Source organism: Sporosarcina contaminans, assembly GCF_042679045.1.
Classification (GTDB): Bacteria; Bacillota; Bacilli; order Bacillales_A; family Planococcaceae; genus Sporosarcina; species Sporosarcina contaminans.
Genome location: NZ_JBHTLT010000019.1, coordinates 1 through 21,442, shown reverse-complemented (window position 1 = coordinate 21,442; position 21,442 = coordinate 1). Strand labels below are relative to the sequence as shown.

Annotated in this window: 18 protein-coding genes; 7 read left to right on the top strand and 11 right to left on the bottom strand. The window is 40.4% G+C overall.

Translation table 11 applies throughout. The annotated features are described in order from the left end of the window. Positions 1-75: 75 nt before the first annotated feature. The 11 genes from ACFQ38_RS03885 to rpmH form a co-directional block, all read right to left on the bottom strand. The gene (locus tag ACFQ38_RS03885; RefSeq protein WP_336824539.1) at positions 76-912 is read right to left on the bottom strand and encodes a ParB/RepB/Spo0J family partition protein; all 837 of its coding nucleotides are present in this window, start codon (positions 910-912) and stop codon (positions 76-78) included. After that, positions 905-1,666: a ParA family protein gene (locus tag ACFQ38_RS03880; protein WP_336824538.1), complete on the bottom strand. Its 762-nt coding sequence runs from the start codon at positions 1,664-1,666 to the stop codon at positions 905-907. The genes ACFQ38_RS03885 and ACFQ38_RS03880 overlap by 8 nt, the downstream gene beginning before the upstream one ends. A gap of 250 nt (positions 1,667-1,916) precedes the next feature. Next, positions 1,917-2,780, bottom strand: a complete 864-nt coding sequence (noc, locus tag ACFQ38_RS03875; RefSeq protein WP_336824564.1) for a nucleoid occlusion protein — start codon at positions 2,778-2,780, stop codon at positions 1,917-1,919. A gap of 159 nt (positions 2,781-2,939) precedes the next feature. Continuing rightward, on the bottom strand, positions 2,940-3,656 hold the full coding sequence (rsmG, locus tag ACFQ38_RS03870) for a 16S rRNA (guanine(527)-N(7))-methyltransferase RsmG (RefSeq protein WP_336824537.1): 717 nt from the start codon (positions 3,654-3,656) through the stop codon (positions 2,940-2,942). Between the two features lie 58 nt (positions 3,657-3,714). After that, positions 3,715-5,604, bottom strand: a complete 1,890-nt coding sequence (gene mnmG, locus ACFQ38_RS03865) for a tRNA uridine-5-carboxymethylaminomethyl(34) synthesis enzyme MnmG (protein ID WP_336824536.1) — start codon at positions 5,602-5,604, stop codon at positions 3,715-3,717. Positions 5,605-6,216: 612 nt separating this feature from the next. After that, positions 6,217-6,435 carry a hypothetical protein gene (locus tag ACFQ38_RS03860; protein ID WP_381479829.1) on the bottom strand — a complete coding sequence of 73 codons (219 nt, stop codon included), beginning with the start codon at positions 6,433-6,435 and terminating at the stop codon, positions 6,217-6,219. 153 nt (positions 6,436-6,588) lie between these two features. Then, positions 6,589-7,974: a tRNA uridine-5-carboxymethylaminomethyl(34) synthesis GTPase MnmE gene (mnmE, locus tag ACFQ38_RS03855; RefSeq protein ID WP_381479828.1), complete on the bottom strand. Its 1,386-nt coding sequence runs from the start codon at positions 7,972-7,974 to the stop codon at positions 6,589-6,591. Between the two features lie 343 nt (positions 7,975-8,317). Beyond that, complete coding sequence (gene jag / locus ACFQ38_RS03850) at positions 8,318-9,094, bottom strand: RNA-binding cell elongation regulator Jag/EloR (protein ID WP_381479827.1); 777 nt, start codon at positions 9,092-9,094, stop codon at positions 8,318-8,320. Then, a complete protein-coding gene (gene yidC / locus ACFQ38_RS03845; RefSeq protein WP_381479843.1) occupies positions 9,091-9,834 on the bottom strand; it encodes a membrane protein insertase YidC in 744 nt (247 codons plus the stop codon). The genes jag and yidC overlap by 4 nt, the downstream gene beginning before the upstream one ends. Positions 9,835-9,971: 137 nt before the next feature. After that, a complete protein-coding gene (rnpA, locus tag ACFQ38_RS03840) occupies positions 9,972-10,340 on the bottom strand; it encodes a ribonuclease P protein component (protein ID WP_336824532.1) in 369 nt (122 codons plus the stop codon). A 93-nt stretch (positions 10,341-10,433) separates the two neighbouring features. Further along, positions 10,434-10,568, bottom strand: coding sequence for a 50S ribosomal protein L34 (gene rpmH / locus ACFQ38_RS03835; protein ID WP_224654211.1), 135 nt, complete (start codon positions 10,566-10,568; stop codon positions 10,434-10,436). 513 nt (positions 10,569-11,081) lie between these two features. Here rpmH and dnaA point away from each other — a divergent pair. From dnaA to ACFQ38_RS03800, 7 genes are all read left to right on the top strand, one after another. Then, a complete protein-coding gene (gene dnaA, locus ACFQ38_RS03830; protein ID WP_336824531.1) occupies positions 11,082-12,431 on the top strand; it encodes a chromosomal replication initiator protein DnaA in 1,350 nt (449 codons plus the stop codon). Between the two features lie 181 nt (positions 12,432-12,612). Further along, positions 12,613-13,749 (top strand): DNA polymerase III subunit beta, encoded by a 1,137-nt coding sequence (dnaN, locus tag ACFQ38_RS03825; protein WP_381479826.1) that lies wholly within the window; start codon positions 12,613-12,615, stop codon positions 13,747-13,749. A gap of 104 nt (positions 13,750-13,853) precedes the next feature. After that, positions 13,854-14,093, top strand: coding sequence for a S4 domain-containing protein YaaA (gene yaaA / locus ACFQ38_RS03820; protein WP_336824529.1), 240 nt, complete (start codon positions 13,854-13,856; stop codon positions 14,091-14,093). Next, on the top strand, positions 14,083-15,201 hold the full coding sequence (recF, locus tag ACFQ38_RS03815; protein WP_336824528.1) for a DNA replication/repair protein RecF: 1,119 nt from the start codon (positions 14,083-14,085) through the stop codon (positions 15,199-15,201). Before yaaA ends, recF begins: the two co-directional genes overlap by 11 nt. Positions 15,202-15,336: 135 nt before the next feature. After that, a complete protein-coding gene (gyrB, locus tag ACFQ38_RS03810; RefSeq protein WP_381479842.1) occupies positions 15,337-17,259 on the top strand; it encodes a DNA topoisomerase (ATP-hydrolyzing) subunit B in 1,923 nt (640 codons plus the stop codon). A gap of 87 nt (positions 17,260-17,346) precedes the next feature. Next, positions 17,347-19,851 (top strand): DNA gyrase subunit A, encoded by a 2,505-nt coding sequence (gyrA, locus tag ACFQ38_RS03805; RefSeq protein WP_381479825.1) that lies wholly within the window; start codon positions 17,347-17,349, stop codon positions 19,849-19,851. A gap of 112 nt (positions 19,852-19,963) precedes the next feature. Further along, entirely contained in the window at positions 19,964-21,061 is a 1,098-nt protein-coding gene (locus ACFQ38_RS03800) for an HD-GYP domain-containing protein (RefSeq protein WP_381479824.1), read from the top strand. The last annotated feature ends 381 nt before the right edge of the window (positions 21,062-21,442 follow it).

Here is a 21,442-nt window from a genome sequence, read left to right as displayed (position 1 = left end):
ACTGTTTTTCATGCAATGTGTAAGTTATCTATACTTCTTTTCACTTGTGATCACTTACTACAAGAGGGAGTCAAATTATTCATTTAACAACTCTAATATTCTTTCTAAGTCTTCTTCGGTAAAGAATTCAATTTCTATTTTACCTTTGTTTTTACTCTTTTTAATCGTTACATTCGTGCCGAAGTATTCACGCAAATTCGACTCTTGTTCTTCGATAAAGATGCTTTTCTTTTCTTTCTTTGTTTCACGTGGAACATCTTCGTTCAATTTTTGTACTAATTTTTCGAGTTGTCTAACATTCAAGTTTTCTTTAATTGTTCTTTCTGCAACTGCAATAATTTGTTCTTTTTTTCGAAGCCCTAATAATGTACGTCCATGCCCCATTGAAAGTTTACCATCTGTAATAAGACCTCTAATTTTTTCGGGAAGAGTTAGCAAACGAATATGATTGGCAATATGTGGTCTACTCTTTCCTAACCGGAATGCCAATTGCTCCTGAGTTAAATTTAAGTTATCCATTAGTTTTTGGTAAGCTTCTGCTTCTTCAATTGGTGTTAAATCTTCACGTTGCAAGTTTTCCAAAATAGCCATTTCCATTGACTCTTCATCAGTCAATTGACGAACCACTGCAGGAATCTCCACCAACCCTGCTAACTTCGCAGCTCGGAAACGCCTTTCTCCAACTACAATTTCATACATTGTACCGACTTTACGGACAATAATCGGCTGTAAAATTCCATGTTCCTTAATAGACTCGCTCAATTCTTGAATCGCATTTTCATCAAATATCTTCCTCGGTTGATACGGATTTACTTTAATACTTTTTAATCGTACATGTTCAATTGCTTCCGCTTTTGTTAAAGACTCGTCAGGAAATAAAGCGTTCAACCCTTTACCAAGGCCTTTAGCCATTATGCACCACTTCCTTTGCCAGCTCTAAATATACTTCAGCACCTCTGGATCTCGCATCATAAAGAATGATTGGCTCGCCGTGACTTGGTGCCTCACTCAACCGTACATTCCTTGGAACAATCGTACTGTACACTTTATCTTGAAAATATTTTTTAACTTCTTCAATCACTTGAATCCCTAAGTTTGTCCTTGCATCGAACATTGTCAGCAACACACCATCTATCATTAAATTTTCATTTAAATGTTTTTGGACGAGCCGGATGGTGCTCAGTAGTTGACTTAAACCTTCTAATGCATAGTACTCACATTGCACAGGTATAATTACTGAATTGGCTGCTGTTAAGGAATTGATTGTCAGTAATCCTAATGACGGAGGGCAATCAATTATAATATAATCATACGAATCTTTAGCATCCTGTATCGCATGTTTCATACGGACTTCTCTTGAAATTGTCGAAACCAATTCAATTTCTGCACCTGCTAATGAAATAGTAGCTGGAACGATATCTAAGTTTTCCATTTTTGTTTTATGGATTACTTCGTTAATATTCACGTCATCTATTAACATATCGTAAATGCACTGATGGACATCGCCCTTATTGACCCCTACCCCGCTCGTTGCGTTTCCTTGCGGGTCTGCATCGATCAAAAGAACCTTTTTGCCAATATGTGCAAGGCAAGCACTTAAATTAACTGAAGTTGTTGTTTTCCCGACGCCTCCTTTTTGATTGGCGATCGCAATAATTTTACCCACGCTTGCACCTGCTTTCTCACTCTTTGTACTGCTTTTATTTCAATCGAACTTGTTCACCGCCATGCATATACATACCGGGTAACTATTAATCTTGTTATAACAATTTCAGCCATGCTTTTTACACACTTCTATTTTATCAAAAAAAGAAGTTGCATGGTATCGTTATAGCACAAAAAACTCCTGCTGGGTAAAGCAAGAGTCGACTCACATGGGATGGAGCTTCTTTGTTAAACTGTTATTGACTAGTTCATTATTTTTTTTTCGGTATTTTTACCGTGATCGTATAAAAATCATCCGAATCTTCTTCTTCAGTTTTTACGTTGATTCCACTTTTAGATACAAGAGCTAAAGACTGCCTAATCGTATTAACTGCAATTCTTACATCTTTACTGACGGATTTGCGACGAACAGGTTTCTTCTTCTCTTTTTCTTCTTCAACGACAGGATTCATTATTTCATGAATTCGTTCCTCAAGTTGTTTTACATTAAGTTGCTCATCTAACGCTTCTTGGAACACTTTCATTTGAATCTCACTATCTTTTATCGGTATGAGCGCCCTAGCATGTCTTTCCGAAAGCTCTTTCGATAAAATCTTTTCTTTTATTGGTTCCGGCAATTTTAATAAACGTAGCTTATTTGCGATCGTGGACTGCCCTTTCCCTAAACGTTGCGCCAACGCTTCCTGCGTCAACGAGTGCAGCTCCAACAATTGCTCATATGCATACGCTTCCTCTATAGCTGTCAATTCTTCTCGTTGCAAGTTTTCAATAAGTGCAATTGAGGCAGTTTCCTTGTCATCCAAATTTCGGATAATGGCTGGTACTTCTTCCCAACCTAATTTTTTCATCGCACGGTATCTTCGTTCCCCTGCAATAATTTCATATCCTTCTTCAGACTTGCGAACAACAATTGGTTGAATGACACCATGCGTATGAATTGTCCGCGCTAATTCCTCAATCTTCTCTTCAGAAAAAATTGTACGAGGTTGATATTTATTCGGCTTAATTAATTCTATTTGAACTTGCTCTACTTTCTCTTGCGGGCTCGTTTCCTCTATATCTAAAGCAGGCTCCTTTTCAGCATTACCAAAAAAACGCGAAAACGTATTTTTCATCCCGGCACCACCTTTACAAAACTGCTCGTCTGTAATCTTCTCTTTCGTTATATCCATTATATATCCTCTCGATTACTTATGAAAGGGTTCATTACAAATGGATTACAAACGTATGTCGAATAACCAAATACGAACTTTATTTTGTTTCACGTGAAACATTTATTGAATTGGCGATTTATTTGGAACGCCAACTTTGCGGGGATACTTCTTTGGTGTTGTTTTCTTTTTTGCAAAGACAAAAATATTACGTTCACTTTCTTCGATTGGTAAATGAAATGAATGCTTTTCTTTCATTTCAATGCCTAAAACTTGAATAGCTTTTTTGGCATCGGATAGTTCTTCTTTAGCAGCTGCCCCTTTCATAGCAACAAAAGTGCCCCCTACTTTAACAAGAGGAACACATAACTCCGAAAGTACCGATAATCTTGCAACTGCTCTTGCCGTTACAATATCAAATTTTTCTCTGTACAAAGGATTTTGACCAAAATCTTCTGCTCTGTCATGGACAAAATGAACATTTTTTAGCTGTAGTTTTTTTGATAGTTCATTTAAAAAAGTAATTCTTTTGTTTAATGAATCAACAATCGTAACAGACAAATCCGGAAAACAAATTTTTAATGGGATACTTGGGAACCCTGCCCCTGCTCCAACGTCACAAAGTGATTTTTCTCCTAATAAATCAACATAGAAAGCAGCAGTAATGGAATCATAAAAATGCTTTAAATAAACAGATGGCTCATCAGTGATCGCCGTTAAATTCATTTTTTCATTCCATTCAACCAACATTTGGTAGTAATCCCTAAATTGTGCAATCTGTAATTCAGTCAATTGAATGCCCATCTCATTCATTGCTTGAATAAATTGTTCTTCGTTCAAGTAAATCCTCCTTAGTAAAAAGACTGATGCGGACTATCGCCACATCAGTCACTTAGTATTATCCAGATATTTTAGCTATTTTTCCTTGCTCGATGTAGACGAGCAAAATTGAAATGTCGGCAGGGTTCACACCTGAAATACGGGATGCTTGCGCAATGGATAGTGGGCGAACTGCATTCAAATTAGCTTTCGCTTCTTTGGCAATGCCGGAGATTGCATCGTAATCGATGTTTTCCGGTATTTTTTTGTTCTCCATCTTTTTCATACGCTCGACTTGTTGCATCGATTTTTCGATATAACCTTCATATTTAATGAAAATCTCAACTTGCTCCGCAACTTCATCGGATTTTTCCTCTTTAGGAGGAACGACACGAATAATTTGGCTGTATTTCATTTCTGGTCGTTTTAGAAGATCTGCAGCTTTCATCGGTTCACGAAGCTCTGTTCCGCCTGATTCACGAATAATTTCTTGAACTGCTTCATTAGGTTTAATCGTCACTTTTCGTAGTCGTTCAATTTCCTCTTCAATCTGTTGTTTTTTCACGAGGAATTTTTCATATCTTTCATCGCTGATCATTTGCAATGAATGGCCAATTTCCGTTAATCTCAAATCGGCATTATCATGGCGCAGCAATAAACGATATTCCGCTCTTGAAGTTAGCAGACGATATGGTTCGCTCGTCCCTTTTGTAACTAAGTCATCAATCAGTACACCGATATATGCATCTGCACGGCCTAAAACGACCTCTTCTTTGCCTAATACATTACATGCAGCGTTAATGCCCGCCATAATGCCTTGAGCCGCTGCTTCCTCATAGCCTGAAGTTCCGTTAATTTGACCTGCAGTGTACAGATTTTTAATTTTCTTCGTTTCCAAAGTGGGCCAAAGCTGAGTCGGAACGACAGCGTCATATTCAATCGCATAACCAGCTCTCATCATTTCCGCTTTTTCAAGTCCAGGTACACTTTCAATCAATCTTCTTTGTACATGTTCAGGCAAGCTTGTTGACAAACCTTGCACATATACTTCTTTCGTATTGCGGCCTTCTGGCTCCAAGAATATTTGGTGTCGTGATTTATCGGCAAAGCGGACGATTTTATCCTCGATGGATGGGCAATAACTTGGCCCTTTCCCTTTGATCATGCCTGAATACATCGGAGAAAGGTGAAGATTTTCATTAATGATTTCATGTGTTTTAGGTGTCGTATACGTTAACCAGCAAGGCAATTGATCTGTAATGAACTCTGTAGTTTCATAACTGAATGCTCTTGGCTCTTCATCACCCGGCTGAATTTCCGTTTTGCTGTAATCGATCGTTTTGCTATTGATGCGTGGAGGTGTCCCCGTTTTAAAACGAACCATATCAAAACCAAGTTCTCTAAGATTTTCAGCTAATTTAATGGCTGGCATTTGGTTATTAGGTCCACTTGAATATTTTAAATCACCGATAATGACTTCCCCTCGGAGGAATGTTCCGGTAGTAATGATTACCGTTTTAGCACGATAAATCGCGCCAATTTGTGTAATAACACCTTTTACTTCATTCTCTTCGATGATCAATTCTTCTACAACACCTTGACGAAGTGTCAAGTTGTCTTGTTCTTCCAAAATGCGTTTCATTTCTTGTTGATAAAGGACTTTATCCGCTTGCGCACGTAATGCGCGAACTGCAGGCCCTTTCCCTGTGTTCAACATCCGCATTTGAATATGCGTTTTGTCGATTACTTTCCCCATTGCTCCGCCGAGTGCGTCTATTTCCCTGACGACGATCCCTTTCGCAGGACCTCCAAGAGAAGGGTTGCATGGCATGAAAGCAATCATATCCAAATTCATTGTCAGCACCAATGTCGATGCACCCATCTTTGCAGAGGCGAGAGCCGCTTCAACGCCAGCATGCCCTGCTCCGATGACTATACAATCGAACGTGCCTGCTTCAAATTGTGGCATGTTCGTTCATCCTTCCTATTTTATGAATGATGTTGCTTTATTCCGTGTCTATGAAGTCAATTTCATGATACTGTTTCAACTAATCGGTTTTTGTTGGACAATGATTTCCAACGTATGAGCTAAAAGGTATTCTCCGCTTCCAACGCTTCGCTTTTATTACTTCAGATTCCGGGCGCCAGCTCCTCTGGTCACTTCGGCATGAAATCTAAGGCAATATGCGCCTTAGGTTTCATGCCTCCAGTGCCTGTCGGAGCTTATCGGCGCTTAGTGCTCGCAAAGCCCGTTCTTCGTTACGGGCTAAGGCTAAAATGTGCTCCCAACGCTGTGCTTTTGCTCGCAAAGCCCGTTCTTCGTTACGGGCTAAGGCTAAAATGTGCTCGCAGCGCTAACGCTTTTGCTCGCAAAGCCCGTTCTTCGTTACGGGCTAAGGCTAAAATGTGCTCCCAACGCTGCGCTTTTGCTCGCAAAGCCCGTTCTTCGTTACGGGCTAAGGCTAAAATGTGCTCCCAACGCTGCGCTTTTGCTCGCAAAGCCCGTTCTTCATTACGGGCTTCGCTTTTATTACTATCCAGACTCCAAGCGCCAGCTCCTCGGGTCGTTTCTGATAAGAAGCTAAGGCATAATGCGCCTTAGTTTCTTATCTTCCAACGCCTGTCGGAGCTTTACGGCGCTTAGTGCTCGCAGCGCTAACGCTTTCGCTCGCAAAGCCCGTTCTTCGTTACGGGCTAAGGCTAAAATGTGCTCCCAACGCTGCGCTTTTGCTCGCAAAGCCCGTTCTTCGTTACGGGCTAAGGCTAAAATGTGCTCCCAACGCTGCGCTTTTGCTCGCAAAGCCCGTTCTTCGTTACGGGCTTCGCTTTTATTACTATCCAGACTCCAAGCGCCAGCTCCTTGGGTCGTTTCAGATAAGAAGCTAAGGCATAATGCGCCTTAGTTTCTTATCTTCCAACGCCTGTCGGAGCTTATCGGCGCTTTCCGCTTTTATTACTTCCCTAAACAGAACTGGGAAAATAGTTGGTTGATGAGGCTGTCTTGGACGGTGTCTCCGATGATTTCGCCTAATAATTCCCAAGAACGGGTTAGGTCGATTTGGATCATGTCTACTGGGACGCCTGCTTCTGCAGCGGCCAGCGCATCTTCAATTGCTTGGTGCGCTTTGTGAAGCAATGCGATATGTCTTGCATTCGAGACGTATGTCATATCTCCAGAGTCAATCGTTCCTTCGAAGAACAGCTTAGCAATGGCTTCTTCTAACTCTTCAACTCCTTCATCTTTCAGTAAGGAAGTTGTGACAATTTGCCCTTCGCCAACGATGTTCTCTACTTGCTGTATATCAATTCTACGAGGTAGATCCGTTTTATTGACGATGACGATTCGGTCCATTCCTTCAGTTGCTTCAAATAAACGAATATCTTCATCCGATAGTTCCTCTGAATGGTTTAACACTAATAAAATCAAATCAGCTTCTTTTAAAACTTGTCTTGATCTTTCGACACCGATCCGTTCCACAATATCTTCTGTTTCCCGGATACCAGCTGTGTCTATTAGACGAAGTGGTACACCTCTGACATTAACGTATTCTTCTATAATATCACGGGTCGTTCCTGCAATCTCTGTTACGATTGCCTTATTCTCTTGAACCAAACTGTTTAACAATGAAGATTTACCGACATTCGGCCTACCGATAATGACGGTGGAAAGTCCTTCGCGCAAAATTTTCCCTTGAGAAGATGTACGAAGCAGCTTTTCGATTTCTCTCTTCACCCACGTACATTTTTCCGTCATAAGGGGAATCGTTACTTCCTCAACATCATCGTATTCTGGGTAATCGATATTGACTTCGACTTGGGCCAATGTTTCCAAAAGCGCTTGTCTTAAATCACCAATCAATCTGGAAAGCTTTCCTTCCATTTGGTTGAGTGCAACATTCATGGCACGGTCCGTTTTTGCACGAATTAAATCCATGACGGCTTCAGCTTGCGATAAATCGATTCTTCCATTCATAAAAGCTCGTTTAGAGAATTCGCCTGGCTCTGCAAGTCGTGCACCCATTCGAAGTGTTAAACTTAACACCCTGTTAACCGCCACAAGTCCCCCGTGGCAATTGATTTCCACAACATCTTCCCTTGTGAATGTTTTCGGTGCCTTCATAATTGAAACCATAACTTCTTCAACGACTTCATCCGTCGAGGGATCGACTAAATGTCCATAATGGATTGTATGTGATTGTTCATCCGCAAGGCGTTTGCCCGACGGAGAACGAAAAATGCGGTCTGCAACGTCGATAGCCTTGTCACCACTTAGCCGGACAATGGCGATAGCCCCTTCCCCTATGGGAGTGGAAATGGCAGCTATTGTATCTTCATGCACGTTCGTTCATCCTTCCTAATTTGTTACCCACATGTGGATAACCGTTTTGACTTGACTATCTGACAACATATAATAACATAAATCATCCTATTCTCATAGCACAGGGAACTAAAAATGTGGATAACTTTTTGAATACGTATAAAAGTTTTTTAGAGAAGCGTTTAGCGATTGACTGGCAATCAAACGGACTAGCCAAGTCCATCCTTCGACGTTCGATGGCCCTAATGATGTATACGTGGGACTTCCTTAAATTGTTTTCTGCAAATATTGAAAGCAAAATTTCATGAAAACATACTAAAAAACCCCGAATGTTTTGCATAACATTCGGGGCCAACTATTTGTTTCAGTAGAGCGGTTCAATAACTAAATAGCGATTTGGATCCGTTCCTTCTGAATACGTTTCAATATCTAAACGGTTTGATAAGGCATTATGAATGACTTTACGTTCGTAAGATGGCATCGGTTCAAGCTGTACCTTCCTGCCTGTTCTGACAGCTTGATCAGCCATTCTTTCTGCAAGCTGCTCCAACGACTGTTCGCGTCGCTGTCTATAGTCACCGACATCGAGACGAACAACTTTAAATTGACCTGCTTTTTTATTTGTTACAAGCTGAGCCAATTGCTGTAACGCGTTTAACGTTTGCCCTCTCTTGCCAATTAGAAATGCTGCCTTTTCACTTTGCATTTGAAATGAAATATATTTCCCTTCCATTTCATGTTCGATTTTTAAATCATGAATACCCATATCTTTTGCAATTGCCGTCAAATAAGCTTCAGTGTCACGGATCGCTTCCTCATCACCGTTAACGTTCATCTCTCCGGCTGACCTATCTTCCTCTATCGTTTCTTCTAAAGGATTGCTCTCTTCAATAGGCTCTGCTATGACCGGATCGGAAGGTTGAACAGGCTCCTCTGGCTGCATCTCTTCATTTTTTAATAAACTATTTTGCTGCTTAAGCGAAACGCTTACTTCAGCATCCCGAGCACCAATTCCTAAAAATCCTTTTTTACCTTCATCCACGATATCAATTTCCACTTCATCACGCGTTACATTGAGCTCTTGCAGCGCTTTGGAGATCGCAATTTCTACAGTCGCTCCCTTTCGCGTTATCTTGTTCATTTTCTTTTCCCTCCCACTTTTGCAGGTGTGGCTTCTTTTTTCTTAAATGGTTTGTAAATGAAAATGTTTTGGATAATTGAAATGATGTTACCGATAACCCAGTAAAGCGCAAGTGCTGCAGGTAAGAATGTACCGAAAATCATAATCATGAAAGGCATGATATACATCATTACTTTCATTTGTGGGTTGTCCATCGCAGGGCCTGTACGCAAGACGATAAATTGCATTAAGCCTGCAATGATCGCTAATGTGATGCTTGGCGTTGCAAGTTCGAAAATAAGGAAATTCCCAATTTCAATTTCAGGGGTTGCGTTCATTCTGCTGATCGCATGGTAAAGGCCAATGATAATCGGCATTTGAATAATAACAGGCAAACATCCGGCCGCAGGGTTGATTTTTTCTTCTGTTATAATTCTTTGCATTTCTTCACGATACTTTTGCTGAGTAACCGCGTCTTTTGACTTATATTTCTCTTTTAATTGGTTCAGGACCGGCTGGATCTCTTGCATGCGCTTCGAGCTTTGTGCCTGCTTGATCATGAGTGGCAATAAAATGAGGCGGATAATAATCGTTACCGCAATAATACCGAGTCCGTATGTTCCTAACAGTTCTTTGAACGTGCTGATTAAGGAAACAATCGGCCAAACGATATATTTATTCCAAAATCCTTCACTCGTTGAATAAATTGGTTCATTGAACTGTGAGCACCCTGACAAAAATACTGTCAAGATTGTCAGCATAAATAGTATTCCGGCTTTTCTCTTCAATTTGTTTCCCCCAAATCTGTTCTGTTCCGTGAAGAAAGCATTACTGTCAGTTTATCACGAACATTTAGTACGTTCTACTTCTTAATTGGTTGGATAGGCAAAATATACATTCAGTCTGTCTTTTTTCTCTTCATTTCACTCTTCTTGAATGCCCTTGCAATTCTTAAAACATGTTGCAGACTTTTTTTCGTTTCATGAAAATTCATTGTGGCCGCCTGATGTCTGGCGATAATAACAAAATCCCTATCATTGCGTAACTCGTCCTTCATTTCTAAAAAGGCTTGCCGAATATAGCGTTTCACTTGGTTTCTCGTCACAGCGTTCCCGATTTTTTTGCCAACGGACAATCCGATCCTGAACTCCTGTTGGTCTTCTTTTATATAGGAATAAACAACGAATTGCCGATTGGCGACGGATTTACCACTTTTAAATACTTTTTGGAAATCAGCATTCTTTTTGATTCTTTGACTTTTTTTCAAGTAGCTCACCCGCTTTATTTCATACTTTGTTTCCGTCTCTCAGCAATATGACTATCTCTTAACGAAAAAAAAGACCACTGAGGTACAGTGGCCTTATGCTGAAAGCACTTTTCTTCCTTTGCGTCGACGAGCCGCTAAAACTTTACGACCACTTTTTGAGCTCATTCTCGCGCGGAAGCCGTGAACTTTACTACGTTTACGTTTATTTGGTTGGAATGTACGTTTCATGTTAAAGACACCTCCTGCATTGTCCCTTTGCTATGTGACAGTCTTGAACAGTATAAAGGTCATTTTCATGAATGTCAATCTTTTTTATAAAGACAAACTCGCCATCCTTTGATCGTCTACAGCTTTATCTATCTCGTTTCGACAAAATTCTTATCCACAATTGAACAACATTCGACATGTATATCTTGTTCATAGGAAATAGCGCTCATTTTTTTATTCACAAGTCTTATCTACAGCTTCTACACATATGAAAACCTGTGGATAAAACAGTTTTCCACAGTTGCGGGTCCTGTTTATAACTCATAGAATCCCTTGTCATTATAATAGTTTCCTGTTACAATTAAAAAGATTTTGCTGTGAATAAATTTAAGAGATAAAATTCTTATCCACAATTGTTGATATATTGTGGATAATTTTTTCAACACTTTTGGATATAAGATATCCACATGGCTGGATTCTGTGTATAATACATATTTCCATGTCTTATTTTTTATGTGTAAAGGAGGGAAAAAAGTGGATCAGCTAAGTAATTTATGGAATGAAGTTTTGTCGAAAGTTGAAGAACGCATTTCCAAGCCCAGTTTTGAAACATGGCTAAAATCGACAAAGCTCATGTCCTATGGCAATGAAAATGTGACGATTGCCGTCCCGAATTCATTCGCCAAAGATTGGCTTGAAAATCATTACGTTCATTTGATAACTGGCATTCTATCCGAATTAACGGGGGAAGACCGGCTTATCCAATTCGTCGTTCCTAAAGAAATGGAAGAGAATGATTTCCAGCTTCCAAAACCAGCTGTCCAGCAATCGGAAAAAATTCAAGTCCCTTCAGCATCTGTCATGCTGAATCCAAAGTATACATTCGACACATTCGTCATTGGATCTGGCAATCGCTTTGCCCACGCAGCGTCGTTAGCTGTCGCAGAGGCACCAGCGAAGTCCTACAACCCGCTGTTCATCTATGGTGGAGTCGGTTTAGGAAAGACGCATCTAATGCATGCAATCGGACATTATATTTTGGAACAAAACCCTAATGCAAAGGTTGTCTATCTATCTTCCGAAAAGTTTACAAATGAATTTATTAATTCGATCATGAATAACAAAGCGGGCGATTTTAGAAATCAATACCGCAATGTTGACGTGCTTTTAATAGACGATATTCAATTCATCGCTGGGAAAGAACAGACTCAAGAAGAATTTTTCCATACATTTAACACGCTGCATGAAGCATCAAAGCAAATTATTATCTCAAGCGACCGTCCCCCAAAAGAAATTCCTACATTGGAGGATCGTCTAAGATCTCGCTTCGAATGGGGACTCATAACAGATATCGCGCCGCCTGACTTGGAAACGCGAATAGCTATTTTGCGTAAAAAGGCAAAGGCAGATGGATTAGTTGATATATCGGATGAAGTGATGCTCTATATTGCCAATCAAATTGATACGAACATTAGAGAGTTAGAAGGTGCGCTTATTCGAGTGGTCGCCTATTCCTCACTAGTCAATATGGATATTACGACAGATTTAGCTGCAGAAGCGTTAAAAGATATCATTCCGAATTCAAGGCCACGCACCGTGACGATTTTAGATATTCAAAAATCAGTTGGGGAGCATTTCAATATCCGGTTAGAGGATTTTTCTGCAAAAAAAAGGACGAGGGCTATCGCATTCCCTCGCCAAATTGCAATGTATTTATCAAGAGAGCTTACGGATGCTTCATTGCCGAAAATCGGATCTGAATTTGGCGGTCGAGACCATTCAACAGTCATTCATGCGCATGAGAAAATTTCCATGCAATTAAAGGAAGATCCAAATTTGCAGCAAGATATCCAAGAAATCCGAAATGCGTTAGGCCGTGGATAAATTGAAGCTGTGAATAGCTATGAATAAAAAATACAGCTTACAAACACGTTATGCACATGTGTATATCTTTGTTAGATAAGGCTTTTTCAGCGTTATTAACATATCCACAGCCCCTATTACTATTATTACTATAAATCTTTATTAATTATTATTATATAAGCGAGGGAAGAGAGGATCCAAAATGAATTTTGAAATCACGAGGGATAGTTTGCTTGATGGATTGAATGATGTGATGAAAGCAATTAGCCAAAAAGTAGCGAACCCTATATTAACTGGTGTGAAAATTGCAGTTGAAGATAAAGGAATGACGATGACAGGAAGTGATTCAGACATAACAATCTGTACGTTCATTCCAAGTGAAAAAGACGGCGAACAAATTATCAATGTTAAACAAACAGGTTCCATCATCCTGCAAGCGAAAATGTTTAATGAAATTGTTCGGAAACTACCAACAAACGAAGTGACAATTGTAGTTGAAAATGGAACACATGCACATATTAGTTCTGGAAAATCCGAATTCCATTTGATCGGTTCAAATGCAGATGATTATCCGATTTTGCCATCTGTAAAAGATGATCATAGCTTTTCATTGCCGGCAGATCTTTTAAAATCAGTGATTAGAGAGACCGTATTTGCCGTATCTCAAGCTGAAACTAGACCAATTTTGACAGGTGTTCATTGGGAAACAGTAGATGATAAACTTATTTGCGTAGCTACAGACAGCCATAGGCTTGCAAAAAGGGAAATCACACCAGAAGTGATGTCTGAAATTCCATTTAGCGTTGTCATTCCAGGAAAAAGCCTTCAAGAATTAAATAAAATTCTCGCTGACAACTCCAACTTAATTGAAATTGTTATTGCCGATCAGCAAATTTTGTTTAAAACGGCCAATGTTCAATTTTACTCACGTCTTTTAGAAGGGAATTATCCTGATACTTCAAGATTGATACCAGCAGAACATAAAACCTCAGTAACAGTAAATGGAAAACAGCTGTTGCAAGCGATTGACCGGGCTTCATTGCTCGCGAGAGATGAAAGAAACAATATTGTCCGTTTTTCTGCAAATGAAGGTAACATCATCGAAATTACGTCTAATTCACCAGAAATTGGTAAAGTTGAAGAGTCAATTGAAGCGATTGAAGTAGTTGGTGAAGATTTAAAAATATCATTTAGTGCAAAATATATGATGGATGCATTAAAGGCCATTGAAGGTCAAAACATTGTTATCCAATTTACTGGCGCTATGAGACCTTTCATCTTGAAAGCAGTCGACAGCGAGGCAATCTTGCAGCTCATTTTGCCGGTTCGAACTTTTTAACAATGGATGGTGAAAGGATAGTCTATAACGGACTATCCTTTTTACTTAATGCCTAAAGTTCGGTAAAATAGAAGGACAGACTAATTTGTGAAGGGTTGAAGCAGATGGAAATTCTGAAAATAGATACGGAATTCGTCACATTAGGCCAGCTCTTGAAAATGACCGATGCAATTAGCTCAGGGGGCATGGCAAAATGGTTTTTAAGTGAAAATGCCGTTTTTGTGAATGGGGAGCAAGAAAATCGTAGAGGCAAAAAACTTGTTGATGGCGATATTATCAACATCCCCGGAATAGGAAGATTTAAAATATCCACATCTTTAGACGGTCAAGCGGATGTATATTGAGCGGTTATCACTGACGGATTATCGTAATTATGCAGCGCTTGACCTTTCCTTCTCTCCTCAAATCAATGTTTTAATCGGTGAAAACGCACAAGGGAAAACAAATATCATGGAATCGATCTATGTGCTTTCGATGGCGAAATCTCATCGAACATCAAATGATCGTGAATTGATACGTTGGGAACAAGAGTATGGTAAAATAGAAGGGGACATTCAACGCAAATTTGGAAAACTACCACTTGAATTGATTATTTCAAAAAAGGGCAAGAAAGCGAAAGTCAATCATTTGGAACAGAACCGATTAAGTCATTATATCGGTCAGCTGAATGTTGTCATGTTTGCGCCTGAAGACTTGAATCTTGTTAAAGGAAGTCCGCAAGTGAGACGGAGATTTTTAGATATGGAAATTGGTCAGATTTCCCCTGTCTATCTACATGACTTGCTGACCTTCCAAAAAATTTTAAAGCAACGCAATGCGATTTTAAAAGATAATCGCGGCAAATTAGAGTTAACGGACGTCATGTTCGATATATATACAGAACAATATATCCAACTATCTGTGCAAATTATCCGTAAACGATTCCATTTCATAGAATTGCTGCAGAAATGGGCCGAGCCGATCCACGAAGGAATTTCAAGAGGATTGGAGCAACTTAAAATCACTTATGGTACTTTAAAAGACCTAAAATCTGGGCAGACTGTGGAGCAAATGGAAGAAATACTCAGCCGGAGATTGCATGAAGTGAGACGTCGTGAACTGGAGCGGGGAATGACATTGATTGGCCCGCACCGTGACGATCTCCATTTTTTTGTGAATGGGTATGATATTCAAACATACGGCTCTCAAGGACAACAACGGACAACGGCCCTGTCCTTGAAATTAGCGGAGATTGAACTGGTTAAACAAGAAGTCGGAGAAACGCCTGTACTTCTGTTGGATGATGTTCTTTCTGAACTTGATGATTACCGTCAATCTCACTTGCTAAATACGATGCAAGGCCAAGTGCAGACATTTGTCACAACGACGAATATCGCAGGGATCGATCACGAGACGATCCGGAAAGCAAAGATGTTCGAGGTGTCTGCTGGCCATGTAGTAAAAGAAGATTGACAAATAGCCATTGCGATCGAATGATGGTGCCTAATTTATAATTGTGCTTTAGGTAACCGCATTGGACTTTCAGGTAAGTTACACATGCCTTGAAAAAGGATAGATGTTCAGAAAGGAAAGGTGAATACTTTGGCGATGGAAGAGAAAGAATTGCAGACAGCTTATGATGCCAATCAGATACAAGTATTGGAAGGTTTAGAAGCTGTCCGTAAACGTCCCGGCATGTATATCGGAACGACAAGTGCGCGCGGACTTCATCACTTAGTATGGGAAATTGTAGATAACAGTATCGACGAAGCTTTAGCTGGATACTGTGATCATATAGAAGTTGCTATCGAGAAAGATAACTGGATTCGTGTGGACGATAATGGACGAGGCATTCCAGTAGGCATCCAGGAATCTACGGGAAGACCGGCTGTTGAGGTCATTATGACTGTACTTCATGCAGGCGGTAAGTTCGGAGGCGGAGGTTATAAAGTTTCGGGCGGATTGCACGGTGTAGGTGCGTCCGTCGTCAACGCGCTTTCCGAGAAAACCCAAGTGTATGTAAAACGGGATGGCAAAATCTACTTCATAGAGTTTGAGCGCGGTATTTTGACACAGGAGCTGCAAGTAATCGGAGAAACGGATGAAACTGGTACGCGTACACGGTTCAAAGCAGATCCCGAAATTTTTACAGAAACAACTGTTTATGATTATGGGATTTTAGCACATCGTCTTCGGGAACTTGCCTATTTGAACCGTGGATTGCGTATCTCTATTACAGATGAGCGTGAAGAAGAGCAGCGCACCGACACGTTTTATTATGAAGGCGGCATTAAATCATATGTTGAGCATTTAAATCAAAACAAAGAACCAATTCATGAAGATCCGATATTCATTGAAGGAGAAAAAGACGGCATTTCAATTGAAATTGCGATGCAATACAATGCTGGCTATGCCGAAAACCTGCTTTCTTTTGCGAATAATATTAATACGTATGAAGGCGGAACTCATGAAGCTGGCTTTAAAACGGCACTTACCCGCGTTGTGAATGATTATGCTCGAAAAAACGGTTTGGTGAAGGAATCCGAGCCGAACTTATCTGGCGATGATGTTCGAGAAGGGCTGACAGCTATCGTTTCTGTCAAGCATCCGGATCCTCAATTCGAAGGACAAACGAAAACGAAATTAGGAAACTCTGAAGTGAGTACCATTACGAATTCTTTATTTGCTGAAGGTTTTCAAAGATTCCTGCTTGAGAATCCAACAACATCACGATTGATTGTAGATAAAAGCTTAATGGCTGCTCGCGCACGGGTTGCTGCAAAAAATGCAAGGGAACTCACACGCCGTAAATCTGCGCTTGAAGTTTCCAGCCTTCCAGGCAAATTAGCTGACTGTTCTTCGCGGAACCCTGAAATTAGCGAATTATATATTGTTGAGGGAGACTCAGCGGGAGGATCCGCAAAAAGTGGTCGTGATCGCCATTTCCAAGCGATTCTACCATTGCGCGGTAAAATTTTGAACGTCGAGAAGGCACGCTTAGACCGTATTTTAGGAAACGCGGAAATTCGTATGATGATTACAGCCTTAGGTACGGGAATTGGAGAGGAATTCGACCTTTCAAAAGCCCGATATCATAAGATTGTCATCATGACGGATGCGGACGTTGATGGAGCCCATATACGTACATTGTTGCTTACATTTTTCTTCCGTTTCATGCGCCCTTTGATTGAAGCAGGCTACGTCTATATTGCACAGCCACCTCTTTATCGCGTGAAACAAGGAAAGCATGAGGAATATTGTTTCGATGAAGAAGAGCTACAAGAAATACTTGAACGGCTGTCGCCGAATCCAAAACCGGTCATTACTCGCTACAAAGGGCTTGGTGAGATGGATGCGACACAATTATGGGATACAACGATGGACCCTGAACAGCGGACCTTACTGCAAGTTCATCTTGAAGACGCTTTTGATGCGGATGCAACATTTGAACAGTTGATGGGTGATGAAGTTGAACCACGCCGTAAATTTATCGAAGAAAATGCGATGTATGTGAAAAACTTGGATACTTAATCGAACAGATCAATCCAGTTGATGTTTTTATAAGACTTGCACATGTAATGCAAGCTGATGCAACAGAGTTGAAAGGAGCTATACCTAATGGCAGATATGTCGAAACGTGGTGTCCAAGGGATCAATATCAGTCAAGAAATGAAAACGTCCTTCTTGGATTATGCCATGAGTGTTATCGTTTCACGTGCGTTGCCTGACGTAAGGGATGGATTGAAGCCGGTACACCGCCGTATCCTTTATGCGATGCAGGATCTTGGGAATACTGCGGATAAGCCTCATAAGAAATCTGCTCGTATCGTCGGAGATGTCATCGGTAAATATCATCCGCATGGCGATAGCGCTGTTTACGATACGATGGTGCGGATGGCGCAAGATTTCAACTATCGCTATATGTTAGTTGATGGCCACGGGAATTTTGGTTCCGTTGATGGTGATGCAGCTGCGGCAATGCGTTACACTGAATCACGCATGTCCCGCATTGCTATGGAATTATTGCGTGATATAAACAAGGATACAATTGATTATCAAGATAACTATGATGGCCAAGAAAAAGAGCCCGTCGTTCTTCCGAGCCGTTTTCCGAATTTGCTTGTGAACGGTACTTCAGGTATTGCAGTCGGTATGGCTACTAATGTACCCCCACATCATTTAGGTGAAACAATTGATGCGGTCTTGGCATTGGCTGACAATGCTGCGATTACGACAGAAGAACTGATGGAAATCGTACCTGGCCCTGATTTTCCGACTGGCGGGATCATTTTAGGCCGCAGTGGCATTCGTAGGGCCTATGAAACAGGGAAAGGCTCCATCATCATCCGAGGAAAAGTGGAAATTGAGACGCATTCCAACGGCAAAGAGACAATTATTGTTACAGAATTACCGTATCAGGTGAATAAGGCAAGATTGATCGAGAAAATAGCTGAGCTTGTACGAGACAAGCGGATTGATGGGATTACACATTTGGCGGATGAGTCTGACCGTACAGGCATGAGAATCGTCATCGAAGTTCGCAGAGATGCAAATGCTCATGTCATTTTAAATAATTTATACAAACATACTGCATTGCAATCGAGCTTCGGCATTAATATGCTTGCTCTTGTTGATGGCCAGCCGAAAATCCTTTCTTTGAAAGAGATTTTGTATCATTACTTGGAACATCAAAAAGTGGTCATTCGGCGCAGAACACAATTCGAATTGAATAAAGCAGAAGATCGTGCACATATTTTGGAAGGTTTGCGGACCGCTCTTGATCATATTGATGAAATCATTACTTTAATTCGTTCTTCTAAAACAACCGATGAAGCAAAAAGTGGCCTAATGGAGCGTTTCAGCTTGTCAGAACGGCAAGCACAGGCGATCTTGGATATGCGTTTGCAAAGGTTGACAGGACTCGAAAGAGATAAAATCGAAGATGAATATCAAGAACTGCTCAAGCTTATTGCCGAACTGCGAGAAATCTTGGCAGATGATCAAAAAGTGTTGAATATTATTAAAGAAGAATTGCTTGAAGTGAAGGAGCGATTTTCGGATAAACGCCGGACAGAAATCACAATCGGCGGCACTGAAATGCTGGAAGACGAAGACCTCATTCCAGAAGAGAACTCTGTATTGACGTTAACGCATAATGGCTATATTAAGCGCCTGCCTGCAAATACGTACCGTAGCCAACGCCGCGGCGGACGAGGCATCCAAGGAATGGGAACAAATGATGACGACTTTGTTGAACATCTATTAAACACGTCTACACATGATACGATTTTATTCTTTACGAGCAAGGGACGGGTATTCCGTAAAAAAGGATATGAGGTTCCGGAATATAATCGGACTGCAAAAGGATTGCCACTCATCAACCTATTGGACTTCGATAAGGAAGAAAAAGTGACAGCAATGATTCCAGTGAAGGGCTTTGAGGAAGATAAATTCCTTTTCTTTGCTACACGCGGTGGTGTCGTCAAGCGAACTTCCGTATCTGAATTTGCCAATATCCGGTCGAATGGCTTGATTGCATTGACATTACGTGACGATGATGAATTGATTGGCGTAAAAATGACGAGCGGAGAAGAGAAGATAGCGATTGGTACGAGAAACGGCATGCTCATTAAGTTTGATGAGCAGGAAATCCGCGCAATGGGCAGAGTTGCCAGTGGCGTGCGTGGGATCCGTTTGCGAGAAGGAGACTATGCTATCGGAATGGATACTGTTTCAGAAGGCGATGAAGTGCTTGTCGTTACTGAGAAAGGCTTCGGTAAACGAACGCCCGAAGATGAATACCGAGTCCAATCTCGTGGCGGATATGGCTTGAAAACATTGAATGTAACAGACCGCAATGGACCGCTTGTCGCCATGAAAACAGTAGATGGAACTGAAGATTTAATGCTGATCACGATTCATGGCATATTAATCCGTATGGACATCGAAGATATTTCTTCAATTGGCCGTACAACGCAAGGCGTTCGCCTTATCCGGTTAGGAGAGGACGAATTGGTTGCTACAGTTGCGAAGGTCGAAAAAGAGACTGAAGAGGAAACGGTTGAAAAAGCTGAAGAAACAACCACATCAGTTGAAATAGAAGAAACAGATATCGAAGAATGATAAAAGTTATTGGGACGGCATAATTGCGGTTCCAATAACTTTTTTTATCGTCTATCCGAAAGAAATGGAGTATAATAGTTCTACGATAATTTAGAAAGCGGTGGGTCTCAGGATGGAAGTATATAAAAATGTTAGTGACTTGCGTGCTGGTATTTTACTGAAGGAAGATGTATTTGTGAATACAAAATATCCGCTCATACGAAAAGATACCGAACTTTCACCTGAACATTTGGAAGTACTCCAAGCATTCAGTGTCAAAAGGGTCAAAGTGGAAGAACGTGTGTCCAAGAAGGTAATGCCAAAAGACGAGCAAATTCCCCATCTTGATGTTGATGCGGTGCTTGATCATATTCCGGTCAATATGTACATCTTGCGGAAGCAATATAATGAAACAGTTCGTGAATATAAAAAGGAATTTATAGCTTGGCGTGCGGGAAAGCAACCAGACATTACAAAAATTCGGGAGCTCATCATTCCTTTATTAGAAAAATTCATTTCGAATAAACGGATGTTAACAATGCTGAACGAATTATCTGACCCTGAGGACTATATATATCATCATTCTATTGCAGTTGGCATTCTATCAGCTGCCATAAGCAATCAAATGGGCAATTCTAAAGGAGAAAACCTTCAAATCGGCTTAGCAGGAACACTGGCGGATTGCGGAATGGCAAAAATAAATCCTGAGATTATAGAAAAAACAGCATTTTTAACGAAAGAAGAGTATAACGAAGTAAAAAAACATACTTTATTTAGTGTAAAAATGATTCAAAGTTCACCGTTGCTTAGGCAAGAAATGAAAATGGCGATTTTGCAACACCATGAACGTTTAGATGGAAGCGGGTATCCTCGTGGAGATAAACTGGATACAATTTCAACTTATGCTCAAATCTTAGCAGTAGCGGATGTGTTTCATGCCATGACATCTGAACGACTTTATCGATCCAAACACTCTCCATATAAAGTGATTGAAATGATAAAAGAAGAGGAATTTGGCAAATTCGACATAAAAGTAGTTGAAGCACTCCACAAATTGATTGGTAATTTATCTATAGGAATGCGAGTGAAATTGACATCCGGCGAAATAGGAGAAGTTATGTTCCTCCATCGAGATACGCCTTTACGTCCGATAGTCAAGATATTATATAGCGGTTCTACCCTTGATTTAACGAATAATCGATCTATAGCGATAGAAAAAATCATTGAATAGTATTGATGAGAAGCCTTATTTATATAGTTAGGCTTCTTTTTGGGAGATAAAATTAAAAAAGATGAAATAAAGTATTGCAATATAGTCAGTTAGCTGTTAAAGTAAATAATGTTGCGTTTCCGATAAACGAAACAAACGCAAACAACTTTAAAAGTTTTTTAGAAAAGTTGTTGACACGAAAAACGCAAGATGGTATTATATAAGAGTTGCTTCTCTGAGAGGTAACGAAATGAACCTTGAAAACTGAACAGCAAAACGTCAACAAATAAAGTCTCGAAGCCGACCCCGTCGGCGGAAGAGACAAAACGAATCTTCGGATTCAAAATTGACATCTTAACAAGATGCCAGCAAGAAACTCGAGCTATTCGAATTTCTCTTTTA